General features: G+C 66.5%; 10 protein-coding genes. 3 read left to right on the top strand and 7 right to left on the bottom strand.

Annotated features, from left to right (window positions below; translation table 11 throughout):
* Positions 1 to 2: 2 nt before the first annotated feature.
* Positions 3 to 425 (bottom strand): universal stress protein, encoded by a 423-nt coding sequence (locus J2Y55_RS12705; protein WP_310153197.1) that lies wholly within the window; start codon positions 423 to 425, stop codon positions 3 to 5.
* A 274-nt stretch (positions 426 to 699) separates the two neighbouring features.
* Between J2Y55_RS12705 and J2Y55_RS12700 the strand changes: the two genes are divergently transcribed.
* A complete protein-coding gene (locus J2Y55_RS12700) occupies positions 700 to 1,938 on the top strand; it encodes an MFS transporter (RefSeq protein ID WP_310153194.1) in 1,239 nt (412 codons plus the stop codon).
* Positions 1,939 to 1,947: 9 nt separating this feature from the next.
* Here the strand turns inward: J2Y55_RS12700 and J2Y55_RS12695 are convergent, their stop codons facing one another.
* From J2Y55_RS12695 to J2Y55_RS12680, 4 genes are all read right to left on the bottom strand, one after another.
* Positions 1,948 to 2,268, bottom strand: coding sequence for a 2Fe-2S iron-sulfur cluster-binding protein (locus tag J2Y55_RS12695; protein ID WP_092176838.1), 321 nt, complete (start codon positions 2,266 to 2,268; stop codon positions 1,948 to 1,950).
* A gap of 288 nt (positions 2,269 to 2,556) precedes the next feature.
* Positions 2,557 to 2,748, bottom strand: a complete 192-nt coding sequence (locus J2Y55_RS12690) for a type II toxin-antitoxin system RelE/ParE family toxin (protein WP_310153187.1) — start codon at positions 2,746 to 2,748, stop codon at positions 2,557 to 2,559.
* Complete coding sequence (relB, locus tag J2Y55_RS12685) at positions 2,735 to 3,031, bottom strand: type II toxin-antitoxin system RelB family antitoxin (protein WP_310153184.1); 297 nt, start codon at positions 3,029 to 3,031, stop codon at positions 2,735 to 2,737. The genes J2Y55_RS12690 and relB overlap by 14 nt, the downstream gene beginning before the upstream one ends.
* Before the next feature lie 254 nt (positions 3,032 to 3,285).
* Positions 3,286 to 3,624 carry an Hpt domain-containing protein gene (locus tag J2Y55_RS12680; protein WP_310153181.1) on the bottom strand — a complete coding sequence of 113 codons (339 nt, stop codon included), beginning with the start codon at positions 3,622 to 3,624 and terminating at the stop codon, positions 3,286 to 3,288.
* 267 nt (positions 3,625 to 3,891) lie between these two features.
* Here J2Y55_RS12680 and J2Y55_RS12675 point away from each other — a divergent pair, with 267 nt between their 5' ends.
* Together J2Y55_RS12675 and J2Y55_RS12670 are read left to right on the top strand one after the other, a co-directional pair.
* The gene (locus J2Y55_RS12675) at positions 3,892 to 9,759 is read left to right on the top strand and encodes an apolipoprotein A-IV repeat region-like domain-containing protein (protein ID WP_310153177.1); all 5,868 of its coding nucleotides are present in this window, start codon (positions 3,892 to 3,894) and stop codon (positions 9,757 to 9,759) included.
* A 111-nt stretch (positions 9,760 to 9,870) separates the two neighbouring features.
* Positions 9,871 to 10,965, top strand: coding sequence for a serine hydrolase domain-containing protein (locus J2Y55_RS12670; protein WP_310153174.1), 1,095 nt, complete (start codon positions 9,871 to 9,873; stop codon positions 10,963 to 10,965).
* Between the two features lie 266 nt (positions 10,966 to 11,231).
* Here J2Y55_RS12670 and J2Y55_RS12665 read toward each other — a convergent pair whose 3' ends face one another.
* On the bottom strand, positions 11,232 to 12,083 hold the full coding sequence (locus tag J2Y55_RS12665) for a hypothetical protein (protein ID WP_310153170.1): 852 nt from the start codon (positions 12,081 to 12,083) through the stop codon (positions 11,232 to 11,234).
* A 233-nt stretch (positions 12,084 to 12,316) separates the two neighbouring features.
* Positions 12,317 to 12,949: an ABC-type transport auxiliary lipoprotein family protein gene (locus J2Y55_RS12660; protein ID WP_310153167.1), complete on the bottom strand. Its 633-nt coding sequence runs from the start codon at positions 12,947 to 12,949 to the stop codon at positions 12,317 to 12,319.
* Between the last annotated feature and the right edge of the window lie 41 nt (positions 12,950 to 12,990).

Here is a 12,990-nt window from a genome sequence, read left to right as displayed (position 1 = left end):
CCCTAGCGCACGACCAGGACCGAGCATTTCGCCCGCCTGACGATGGTCGAGGCGTTGGAGCCGATGACATAGGCCAAGATGCCGGGCTCATGCGAGCCGATGACGATCAGGTCGGCGCCGCTCGCGTCGGCCTCGGCCAGAACCTCGCCATGGACGGAGCCGACCAGCACCTTGGCCGAGACCCGCTCAGGCGGCAACGGGATGGCGGCAGCAATGGCGGCGAGCTTCGCCTCGGCGTCGGTCTGCTGCTCGGAATCGAAATCGGCCGGCACGAATTCCATATAGGTGATCGGCACGAGCGAGCGGACATAGACCAGCCTGATCGTGCCGCCGGAGGTTTCGGCGAAGGCGACAGCCGCGGCGATCGCGGGTTCGGCCAAATCGGCCTCTGCGAGATCGACAGGAACCAGAATCGATTTGTACATCGCATCCTCCTGGCTGGTGGCGTCGTGACGTCCTGTTTTGTGACGTCCTGCTTTCGCAAAAGCATCATACCACGATCCGCTGCGAACCACGCATGTGCATGGGCGCCATGACGGAACGGAATTGACGCTCCCACGCCTGGCCTTAAGAGTACCCCGGCACGCTAGCCACAGCTTGCGAAGCCGGCAACGCCGCCTGCCGCCGTTGCTCTTGCCAGGCTGTTTCTCTTGCTAGGCTGTAGCTCTTGCTAAGCTGTTCCTCTTGCCAGGCCGTCCGATGACCGACGCCCCTTCCGCCCCGCGCGGCTTCAGGACGCTCCTGCAGTCCCCGACCGCCTTTCTGATGGTGCTGGCCTTCGTGAACTGGCTCGGCTTTGCCAGCTGGAACGCCCTGATCAACAATTTCTCCAAGGAAGCCGCCGGCTTCACCGGCCAGGATATCGGCATCCTGCAGTCGGTGCGCGAGATTCCGGGCTTCCTCGCCTTCACCGCCATCATCCTGTTCTGGATCATGCGCGAGCAGATGCTGGCCTATCTCAGCCTGGTGACGCTCGGCATCGGCATCGCCATCACCGGCTTCTATCCGACGCTGGGCGGCCTGCTGCTGACCACGACGGTGATGTCGCTCGGCTTCCACTATTACGAGACCTCGCAGCAATCACTGCAGCTCCAGCTCCTGCCGAAGGCGGAGGCGCCGCGGCTGCTCGGCAAGGTCGCCGGCGCGTCCGCGATGGCGCAGCTCCTCGCCTTCGGGTCGATCGCCGTGGTCTGGCGGGTTTTCCAGCCGGGCTATGTCGCCATCTTCATGGTCGCGGGCCTCACCACGGCGACGTTGGCGCTGGTGGTCTGGCTTGTGTTTCCGCGCTTCCAGGGCACGGTTCCACAGAACAAGGGCTTCGTGCTGCGCAAGCGCTACTGGCTCTATTACGCGCTGACCTTCATGTCGGGCGCGCGCCGGCAGATCTTCATGGCGTTCGGCGGCTTCCTGCTGGTCGAGCGCTTCGGCTACGACGTCTCGGCCACGGCGACGCTGCTGCTGGCGACCTATGGCATCAACACCTTCATGGGGCCAATGCTCGGCAAGCTCGTCGGGCGGGTCGGTGAGCGCGCCACGATCCAGATGGAGAATGTCTCGCTGGTCGCGGTCTTCGTCGGCTACGCGCTGGCAAGCCGCGGGCACTTCGCCGAACTGGGCTATATCGTCGCCGGCTCCCTCTTCGTCATCGACGGCATCTTCACCACACTGATGCTGGCCCAGCGCACCTATTTCCAGAAGATCGCCGATCCCGCCGACATCGCGCCGACCTCGGCGGTCGCCTTCACCATCAACCACATCGCGGCGGTCTTCCTGCCGGTGACCTTCGGGCTGATCTGGATCTACGATCCGGCGATCGTCTTCATCATCGGCGCAGGCGTCGCGACCGTGTCGCTCTCGCTCGCCTTCCTCGTGCCGCGCCATCCCGCGCCGGGCAACGAGACCACGATGACGCAGGCCGTTCCCGTCGCCGCGGAGTGAGCCGAAGAATCAGCCTTGCCGGGCCGGCGTCCGGACGATCAGCCCGTCGAGATCGTCCTTGACCCGGATCTGGCAGGACAGCCGCGAGGTCGGGCGCACGTCGAAGGCGAAATCGAGCATGTCCTCCTCCATCGACTCCGGATGGCCCGTCTTGGCGGCCCAGGCGTCATCGACATAGACATGGCAGGTGGCGCAGGCACAGGCGCCGCCGCATTCGGCCTCGATGCCGGGAATACCGTTGCGCACGGCGACTTCCATCACGGTGGAGCCGGTTTCGCCCTCGACGGTCCGGCTTTCCCCTTGAGCGTCGATGAAGGTGATCTTGGGCATCATGAACTCCGGCGGGCGAATGACGCGCTCCGCTTAGAGCATTTCCAATAGTCGAGGAAAGGACTTTTGCATCTGCAGGTGTCAGCTGGCCGGCTTCAGTGAGACGACAAGGGCTAGATCAAGCTTCTCGCATTCGAACGGCGCTCATGCGGTTAGTCTCGGCAATTCCAGCCCGTCACCGACATACGCCCTCTACGCGCTCTCCGGCGGCCATTGCTGCGCAGCGTGGAGCACGCGCAGGATCGTCACGGCGTAGACATCCTCGGTGTAGATCAAGACGTAATTCGATCACACGGTCATTTCGCGGGTGCCGGGCACGCGGCCCGTCCGATAGAGCTTCGGATGCTCCGGCAGCTTCGCCGTCTTCGCCTCAATCTCATCTTTCAGGCGTTGTGCCGCATCCGGGCTTTCGTCAGAGATATAATCGACAATCGCCAGCAGATCGGTGCAGGCAGTCTGTCGCCACTCAAGCGCGGGCACGGCGCTTCCTGTCGATCATCGCTTGAGCTTCGTCCATGACCTGCTGATGCGGCATGGCCGGCCGCGTGTCGTCCAAAGCCTCCTGCACCTTGGCCTTGAACCATGCGTCATAGGCTTCCGGGGTAGCCGTCAGGCCGGCCGGCAAGCCGCCTTCAATAGCGACGCGGGCTAACAGGATGCGTACGGCATCGGAGACGGTCAGGCCGAAATTGGCAAGCTTGGCTGCCGCATCAGCCTTCAGCTTATCGTCGACGCGAACGTGAAGCATCGAGGTTTGAGCCATCGGGAGTTCTCCAGGGTGTCCACCCCAATCACGTCTCTCAATTGAGACACGAACAACCCCTCTTTCAGCAGGAGTGCCGCGCCAAGGCGATTTAGACGCTCAGAGCACTGCGCGAAAAAGCGGGTATCGGCTTTTCGCATGAGCGATCTCGAAGCGTTGAGAATCGATCACGTCTGAGAATTCCCTCAGCCCTCATCCTTCGAGACGGCCCCTTCGGCCTCCTCAAGATGAGGACTCAAGTCTCGAAGGGTGCCTCAGGCCGCGCAATCGAGCCGCGAGATCGCGGCGCGCGCCTCGGCGGCGGCCAGGGCCAGCGCGTCCATCGCCGTTTCCGTCCGGCGCGAATCCGGCTCGGCCAGGTGCTGCTCGATCGCATCGGCCGCATCGGCGACCTGCCAGGCTCCGATGGCGCGGGCCGCGCCCTTCAGGGTATGGGCTGCATCCATCCGGGTCTGGGCGTCGGCGCCGGCATGGATGGTGCGCAGATGGCGGACGCATTGCTGCGCGAAGAGGGCGAGAAGCTCGCGCTCCAGCGCATGGTCGCCGCCGCTCTGGCGGGCGAGATGGGCGAGATCGATGGCGGTCTGGGGCATTTCAGGCTCGAGGTGGTGACGTTTGGAGAGCCGCAGATGCGGCAGTTCTAGCCATTAACAAGCGCCATCATGGTGAACGAGGCGTTAACGACGTTTGTGAATCAGCCACTCAAATGGGTTTCCATCACCAGGTGCGTCCACTACCCTTCACAACTGGTAAATGATGGGCGCAGTGTCCTTCCGTAGCGAGAGAGCCAGAGGCGGCTCTCAATCGCGGCGAAGGCACGAGCGGGCGCCGATCGGCAGTGGCGTAGCGAGGCGGCAAGCATGACCCGGCAAAAAAAGCTCCAAGACCCGACCGAAGCCGCGATGTCGGCGATCGAGGAGGCGCTGCGGCTGGACCAGCCGAAAGACGACGCCGAGACCGGCACGGCGGCCGAGCCCAAGCTGCCCATGACTGCCGACACCGATTTGAAGATCGAGCTTCCCCGCGTCGAAGCGGCTGCGCCCGTCCAGTCGCAGCCGGCTGCGCCTGCGCCGCCATCGACGCAGCGCCCGCTGATCGCGCCCGATACGAGCCGCGTCGCCAATGACGACCGGCGCGATTCGAGTTCGCTGGTCCAGGCCTTCTCCGCCCGCCCCTCCTTGCGTCCCTACTGGTTTGCTGCGCTCGCCTCGCTCGGCTGGCTCGGCGGCGCCTTCTTCCTGCTGGTCAGCCGCTACGGCACCCTCTCCAACGGCCTCTCCGAGCGTCTTACCGCCTTCGGCATCGGCGAGTGGACGCTGCTGGCGCTCTTCGCCGGCGCGCCCGTGATCTTCTTCTTCGTCCTGGCGGCGCTCTACCGGCGCACCCAGGAAATGCGCCTCGTCTCGCGCGCCATGACCGAAGTCGCCCTGCGGCTGGCCGAGCCTGAGATCGTCGGCGCCGATTCCATCCTCTCGCTCAGCCAGACCATCCGCCGCGAAGTCGCCGCGATGGGTGACGGCATCGAGCGCGCCGTCGCGCGCGCCGGCGAGCTGGAGACGATCGTGCGCGGCGAGATCGCCACGCTGGAACGCGCCTATGCCGATAACGAGATCCGTCTGCGCTCGCTGATCGACGAACTCGTGACGCAGCGCGAGGCGGTCGTCGGCAATGCCGAGCGCGTGAAATTCGCCATCAGCGGCGCGCATGAGGGCCTGTCCAAGGACCTCGACAACGCCAGCCGCGCCATCGCCGAGGCGGTCACGCAGGCGGGCGACCGGGTCACCGGCTCGCTCGGCGAAAAGGGCGACCAGATCACGCTGGCGCTGGGGCGCGCCGGCGAACGCATGGTCGACGAGATCAGCGGCCGCGGCAACGACCTTGTCGAGCGCCTGCAGATCACCTCCGGCGAGGTCAGCGAGCGGCTGGCGGGAGCCAGCGACAACCTGTCGTCGCTGCTCGATGGCCGTGCCCAGGAGATCGCGACCTCTCTGGAACGCACCGGCGCCATCCTCACCGAGGGCCTGACCACGGGCGCCAAGGACGTGACCCGCGCCATCAGCGAGACCGGCACGCAGGTCGTCGATTCGCTGGCCCAGCGCGCCGAGACCGTCAACGAGACGCTGCGCCTCACCGGTGAAGGCCTCGCCAAGGAAATCTCCACGCGCGGCGCCGATGTCGCCGAGCGTTTCGAGACCTCCAGCCGCGGCATGATCGCGCTGATCGAGGGGCATAGCGAGGCGCTGGGCGCCAAGCTTGCGGAAACCGGCGAAACCTTGCGCGCCTCGCTCTCCGAGGAAGGCGAAAGCGTCACGACGCGCCTTGCCGAGGTCGGGCGCGGCGTCCACGGCCTGCTCAGCCGCCAGAACGAACATATCGCCTCGCGCCTGCTCGAGATCGGCGAGAGCGTGAACAGCCTGATCGGCACCCAGGGCGAGACCCTGGTGACGCGCCTGAACGAGACGGCGCGGACGGTCGACGACGTGCTGCGCGAGCGCAGCGACGCCATCATCCTGCGCGTCGACGAGGCCGGAAAGTCGATCGGCGATACCGTCAGCCGCCATGGCCAGGACCTGACCTCGCGCATCACCGAGGTCGGCGCCTCCGTCCACGGGCTCTTCACCGAACAGGGCGGTAGCCTGGTGACGCGCCTGGCGGAAACCGGCGAGACCGTCCACGCGCTGCTCGACGGCCAGGCGGACAAGCTGGTCTCGCGCGTTTCGGGCGCCGGCAATGAGGCCGTCAGGCTGCTCGACGGCCATAGCGAGGCCCTGGTCTCGCGCGTTTCAGGCGCCGGCAACGAGGCCGTCAGGCTGCTCGACGACCATAGCGAGGCCCTGGTCTCGCGCGTTTCAGGCGCCAGCAATGAAGCCGTCAGGCTGCTCGATGGCCATAGCGAGACCTTGGTCTCGCGCGTCACCGGTGCCGGCCAGGAGGTGCAGGGGCTCCTCGCGGCTCAAAGCGAGACCCTGGTCTCGCGCGTCACCAGCGCAGGCCAGGAGGTGCAGGGGCTGCTCGCGGCTCAAAGCGAAGCCCTGGTCTCGCTTGTGTCCGGCGCGGGCAAGGATGTCGTCGCGCTGATGAACGAGCAGAGCGACGCTCTCGTCACGCGCGTCTCCAGTGCCGGCGGCGAGACCGTCAGGCTGCTCGACAGCCGCAGCGAGGCGCTCGTGTCGCGCGTTTCCGGGGCAGGACAGGATGTCGACAGCCTGCTCGAGGCGCGCACCCAGTCCCTCGTCTCGCGGCTCGGACAGGCGACGCAGGACATCGACGTCCTTGTCGGCAAGCATGGCGACGCGCTGGTCGAGCGCCTCGGCCTGGCGGGCGAGCAGCTTCACGGCCTGATCGGCACGCAAAGCGCCGCCCTGATCTCGGGCCTGTCGGAGACGGGCTCGCGCGTCAGTGCGCTGCTCGACGAGCAGGCCGGCGCGATGACTGTCAAGGTTTCGCAGGCCGGACTCGAGATCAAGGACCTGCTCGGCAATGAGAGCCAGGCCCTGGTGATGCGCATCACCGATGTCGGCCGCTCCGTGCATGGCGTGCTGGCCGAACGCAGCAGCGCCCTGATCACCCGGCTGGGCGAGACCGGCGATACCATGAACCGCCAGCTCGACGAGCAGGCGGCGGCGCTGACCGAGCGGGTCAGGCAGGCGACCGACGGCGCCCGCGCCGCGCTCGACGAGCAGCAGAGCGGCTTCCTCACCCGGCTGGGCGAGACCGGCGACCAGGTCGGCGCGCTGCTGGGCGAGCAGCGCGAGGCGATGGTCCGCGATCTCGTCTCGACCGGCCGCGAGGTCCACGGCCTGCTCGGCGAGCAGAGCGAGGATCTGGCCCGCCGCATGACGGACGCCACCCGTACTTTGACCGAGACGATCAATGTCGATGGCCGCCATGTCGCCGACCGCGTCACCGAGGCCACGCAAACCCTGCGCGACACCTTCACCATCCATGCCGAGGACGCCCGGACCCTGCTCGCCGGCACCGGCCGCGAGATCGTGCTGGCGCTCACGCAGCAGGGCGGACGCGTCAACGAGGCCCTCGCCGCCAACGCCGAATCGATGCTGCGTTCGGTCGAGAGCCGCTCGCAGGCGCTCAACGAGGCGCTCGCCGGCAAGCATGACGCGCTGATCCAGCTCTTCGACGCGCAGGGCCGCGAGATCACGGACGGTCTCGGCGCACGGCTCGCCGCCTTCGAGGATATCGTGCTCAACCAGGGCGGCGCGCTTGCCTCCAGGCTCGCCGACAATGCCCGCGGCTTCACCGACACCGTGACGACGCGCCTCGCCCAGGTCGAACGCCTGCTCACCCAGGAGGGCCAGGCGCTCGCCGACAAGGTCGGCGCCCGCTCCAGCGAGGCGTCCGAGATCCTGGCGGCACGGACCAACGAGGCCGCCCAGGCAATGGAACTCCAGATCCGGGTCTTCGAGGAACGCTCCAGCGCCAAGAGCGCCGAGATCGGGCAGTCGCTCGACGGGCTGATCGCGCGGATCGACGGCAATCTCGGTTCGCGGGCGACCGCGCTCAACGAGGCGCTGGTCGAGCGCACCGTCGATATCGCACGCGTGCTCGCCGAGGGCGGACGCGAGGTCACCCGCGCGCTTGCGGCCAAGGCCGACGAGATCGGCGAGGTCGTGACCTCCAAGAGCGAGTCGCTGACGCGCACGCTCAGCGACAAGGCCGATGCGATCAATGCGACGCTGGGCGGCCGCGCCCTGCAGATCGCCGATACGCTCGACCAGAGCGTCGCGCGCTTCGAGGAGCGGGTCGTCAACCGGCTCGACACCGTCTCGGGCACGCTCGACATCCGCAGCCGCGAATTCGCCGATACGCTGCAGACCAAGTCGGACGCGATCACGGCCGCGCTCGGCACCCGCGCCGACGAATTGCGCGTCATGTTCGACGAGACCGGCGGCGGCATGCTCGGCGCGCTGAGCCAGCGCGGCGAGGCCATTGCCGGCGAAGTCGCCAATGTCGGCCAGACAGTGGTGCGCGCCATCGAGAGCCGCGGCAATTCGATCATCGAGGGGCTGCGCGATCGCGGCGCCGAGATCACGAGCGCGCTCGACGCCTCGTCCAGCGGCCTGCGCGAGACGCTGGAATCCGGCACGCGCCAGTCGGTCGACACGCTCGTCAGCACCAACGAACAGCTGCGCGACGAACTCGGCGGCATGCTGGGACGTCTCGGCGAGGCCAACAAGCTGATGCAGCAGATCGTGACGGGGGCGAACAAGAACCTCGGCGCGATCGAAGGCGGCCTCTCGGCCCGTGTCGGTGAATTGCAGAGCGTCGTCGCCACAGTGATGGAGGAGACCGGGCGCGCGTCCGAGCAGGTCGCGGCCCAGGTCTCGGAGCTGAAGGCCTTCTCCGAGGGCACGCTGCGGCAGACCACCGCGCTCGTCGGCCAGCTCGACGACAAGGGCGCCTCGCTGACCGAGGCGACACAAGCGAGCGCAGCCGCGCTTCATGCCGTCGCGACACGGCTGGAGCAGGTCGAGGCCCGCGTCGGCAAGGCCCTCTCCGATCGCAAGGACACGCTGGAGGAGCTGCACGGGCTGATTGCCACCCGCACCGACGACGTGGAATCGATCACGCGGTCCTTCGCCGCCCTGATCGACGATTCGCTAAGCTCGGCCGAGGCGCGTGCGCGCCAGATCGGCGGCGTGCTGAGCGACTCCGCCGAAGCCACGACCACGGCGCTGACGCAGCAGTTCGAGCTGATCCGCGCCACGACCGGCAAGGAGCGCGAACGCACCGCCCATGCGCTGCGTTCGGCCTATGAGCAGGTCACCAACGAGGTCGGCGGCGAGCTCGCCAAGGTGACCGAACGCTTCCAGGGCGCAGCCCAGGACATGCGCTCCGTCACAGCCGACATCAAGCGCGAGCTGGAAGCGACGCGCGCCGAGCTCTCGCGCGGCGTGCTCGACCTGCCCCGCGAGACGCAGGAATCGACCGCCGCCATGCGCCGCGTCGTCTCCGAGCAGATCAAGGCGCTGAACGAGCTGACCGAGATCGTCACCAAATCGGGCCGGCGCAACGACGTCACGCTCCCCGCTGAGGCTCCAGCCCGCCGCACCGCCCCCGTACAGACCGTGACGGCGCCTGCCTATACGACCGTGACGCAGGCGCGCCTGCCCGCGGTCAGCGAGCCGCCGCAATTGCGGCCCTCCTTCGACGCGGCGCCCCAGCAGCCCGCCCGCAGCGAAGCGCGGGTCGAGGCTCCCAAGCCGACAGCGGTGCCCCGCCCTGCCCCAGTCGAGGAGGCGCCGCGCCGTGCGCCTGCGCCGCAGCCGGAGGTTCAGCCGCCGGCGAAGGCCGGCTGGCTCTCCGACCTGCTCAACCGCGCCTCGCGCGAGGAGCAGCCCAGCGAGGCCAGCAAGCCGACCGCGCATTCGATCGAGAAGCTCGATTCGCTCTCCGTCGACATTGCCCGGATGATCGACCATGAAGCGGCCGTCGAGTTGTGGGACCGCTACAAGCGCGGCGAGCGCAACGTCTTCACGCGCCGGCTCTACACGCTGCAGGGCCAGCAGACCTTCGACGAGATCCGGCGCAAATACCGCCGCGACACCGAGTTCAAGGAGACGGTCGACCGTTACATCGACGAGTTCGAGCGCCTGCTCGGCGAGGCGGCCAAGGACGACCGCGACTCGATGGTGGCAAAGACCTACCTGACCTCGGAGACGGGCAAGGTCTACACGATGCTGGCCCATGCCAGCGGGCGCTTCGAGTAAGCGTGAGCTAGCTGATTCCGGATAAAAAGACCGCCCGCAAGGGCGGTCTTTTCGTTTGAGCGCAGCGTCGAGTTCGCCGCCAAATGGACGAACTCGCTGGAGAACGACCTCGTGTCAGTCAACCGCCGCAGCCTTCTGGCGCTGCCCCTCGCCTATCTGACACTACGAGGCTCTCCGCTTCGTGCGGCGCCGTTGTCCGCTGTCGATGACTGGCCTGGGGGCGAGTGGGATCGAACGCCTCCCGAGCAGGCGGGGTGGGACACAGACATCCTGGCCCAGGCCCGGGCCTACTCGCAGTCCATCGGCACGGCGAGCTTCATCGTCGTGCAACATGGACGCATCGTCGACAGCTGGGGCGATATCGGCCGCCGGCTGCAATTATACTCGGTGCGCAAGAGCCTTCTGAGCGCCCTGATCGGCATTGCCGTGGCGGAGGGCAAGATCGAGCTCGACGCAACACTGGGCTCGCTTGGCATCGATGATGTTCCGCCCGCCCTCACCGAGGCCGAGAAACAGGCGACGGTTCGACAGTTGCTGCAATCCCGGTCGGGCGTCTACCGACCCGCCCTTGTCGAGATGCCGAGCCAGGTCGCGCGCCGCCCCGTTCGAGGGAGTCATCCGCCCGGTACGTTCTGGTACTACAACAACTGGGATTTCAACGTCCTTGGAACGATCTACGAACGCGCTGTCGGCGCATCGATCTTCGAGATGTTCCAGCAACGCATCGGCAATCCCGTCGGCATGCAGGATTATCGGCCGCGCGACGGTCGCTACGTCAGGGGCGAGGTTTCGCTGCATCCCGCCTACCCGTTCCATATGAGCGCGCGGGATCTGGCCCGGTTCGGCCTGCTCTATCTGCGTTCCGGGCGCTGGCGCGACAGGGCCCTGGTCTCGCCATCATGGGTCAAGGAGAGCACGACCGCCTCGTCGGAAACCTATCTTCGATCCGGCTACGGCTATATGTGGTGGACCGGTTTCCCAGACCGGCGCGTCGCGGTCATGAACCTGTCTCCCGGCGGCTTCTGGGCCGATGGGAATTATGGACAGTTCATCATCATCGACCCCGTGAACGACCTCGTCGTCGTCCACCAGACCGATACGGCCAAGGTCAATGAGCGGCAGATGGGCCATTTGATGTGGCTGCTTTTGAACGCGGCGCACGCCCGCGATCCGGGACGCGACCCCAACGCAACGACGCGCCAGTAGTGTCCCGACGTGCCAGAGCAGGATGCGAAAAAGTGGGAACCGGTTTTTCGCATCCTGCTCTAACTCCTTGATGAGAGACGGATTCCGATTTCAGATCGGATCGCTTGTCGATCCGTTCTGAAATCATCCGGCTCTAGCGGCTCGCCACGCCCAGCGCGCGACCTCGATCAGCAGCTGCGACAGCGCCCTGCCGAGCGCCTGCGCTCGCCGGCACGCGAGCCGTGAACAGGCATGCGCGCTGCACCTTGCCGGACCAAACGCCGCGTTCAGCTATCCGGCCGGCTGGCAAATGCGAGGTTGGCGGGCTCGAAGCACATCAGCCGCTTCCATTCATGCAACCCGGACGAGCCATGTTCCATGGCGCCGTACATGTACCAGCGCAGGCCCTGGACTTCAGGGGCTTGCCGATCCATCAGCCAGCGAGCCACCTCGAGGAACAGAAGCTTCATAGCTCCGGCTTGCAGATAGTCGCCATGGCACATGAGTTCGTGCGTGCGGCACATATCGCCTACGCGCCTCAGCGAGAGAAATGCGACCAGCCTCGGACCCGCCGATTCCTGGACGAAGGCGCCCCATGCCAAGGTCCAGTGCAAGGGGCAGGCAGGCTCCAAGGGAGCGTCCCGCGTGTCGACGCGCTTGGAACCGGCGCCGAACCAAGCGGACAGGACCGGCCCACCGGACCGGAAACGCTTCGACTTGGAGATGGCCGCCATGCTCGCCGCATAGCTTTCCAGTTGAATGGGCGCACAGTTGATGCCGAGGCGGGCCGCTTTCCTGGCTGCCCTGGCGATATTGCCATGTGAGCGCTTCGAGACGGCGCGCATATAGGCGTCCGATGTCGGATAGCGAGCCATGTCCAGCAGCATTGCGGTCGGCACGAACCGGCGCCTGAAACCCGATCGAGGCGCGTTGCGTTGATGGAAGCGACGTGCATCGGCAATCAAAAGGCCGCACAGCGGATGTTCGCAGCGATGAGGCGCTTCGGGCTGCAGATACGCGATCGGCAGCATGTCGTCCGGTGTCAGGCCGAAATCCCGCAGGCGCGTCTTCCGGGCCGCAGATTGCCAGGGCTGAAGCCAATTGTGCAGCCGGCTCGTCAAAAATCTTGCAAGCGTCATGGCGCGCGGGCCGATATCCTCGAAGAATTGATAAGCAGCCTCCTAGAGAAATTTCCGATCCAATTGGATCGTTGAACAGCTCCAGCTCATTGTTTTAATGCGTTTTCTTCACGCGAACCGGCGTCCACTTCACTCGAAAACACTCTAACGCCAATTGCCGCACATCCACGACACGGCACAAAGCGCATGGATCGAGTCAACTCGGCATAGCGGACCCGTTGCTGGGCGTGGGGTCACCGCGCCCAGCGCACGATCTCGATCAGCACCTGCGACAGCGCCCGGTCGAGCGCCTGCGCGGCCGCGCCGCCATCTCCGCCGCTCGCCGGTACGCGGGCGGTAAACAGGCGCGCGCGCTGGACCTTGCCGGAGCGGTCCCCCACCAGCTTGGCGGTGATCTCGACAACGGCAGCCCCGCTCGCTGTGTCGATGTTGAAGCTGCGGATATCGGTGTTGAGCTGCGTGTCGGGCACGATGCGCTCGCCCGGCCGCGCGACGGAGGCGAGCCGGCCACCATTCTCGAAGGTCTGGACCAGACGCGTCTGCACCAGCTTCGGCACGCGGTCGGCCCATTGCGCGCCGCCGGCGAAGGACAATGCGCCGGAGGAGTCCTTGACGATCACCCGGTCGGAATCGAGGGTCTGGACCGTCGTCGGCTCGGCCACGACCAGCGCGGCGCGCGAGCCGCCGACCCGGCCGACATCACGGGGCGCCGAGAGATCATAGGTCGTCGGCACAGCCCCACCGCCGCAGCCGGCCAGCATCAGCACAGCGGCAAGCAGCGCGGTCGGGACGGCAAGAGCCTTGCGCGAAAAAGTGGGTACCGGTTTTTCGCGGGAGCAATGCTCCAAGCTTTTAACATCGATCACGTTTTTCGCATTGGGACGTTTCCGTCCGAATGCGACGTGAT

The sequence above is a fragment of the Allobosea sp. BE125 genome, assembly GCF_031456075.1.
GTDB lineage: Bacteria > Pseudomonadota > Alphaproteobacteria > Rhizobiales > Beijerinckiaceae > Allobosea.
This window is presented reverse-complemented; position numbering and strand designations above follow the sequence as displayed.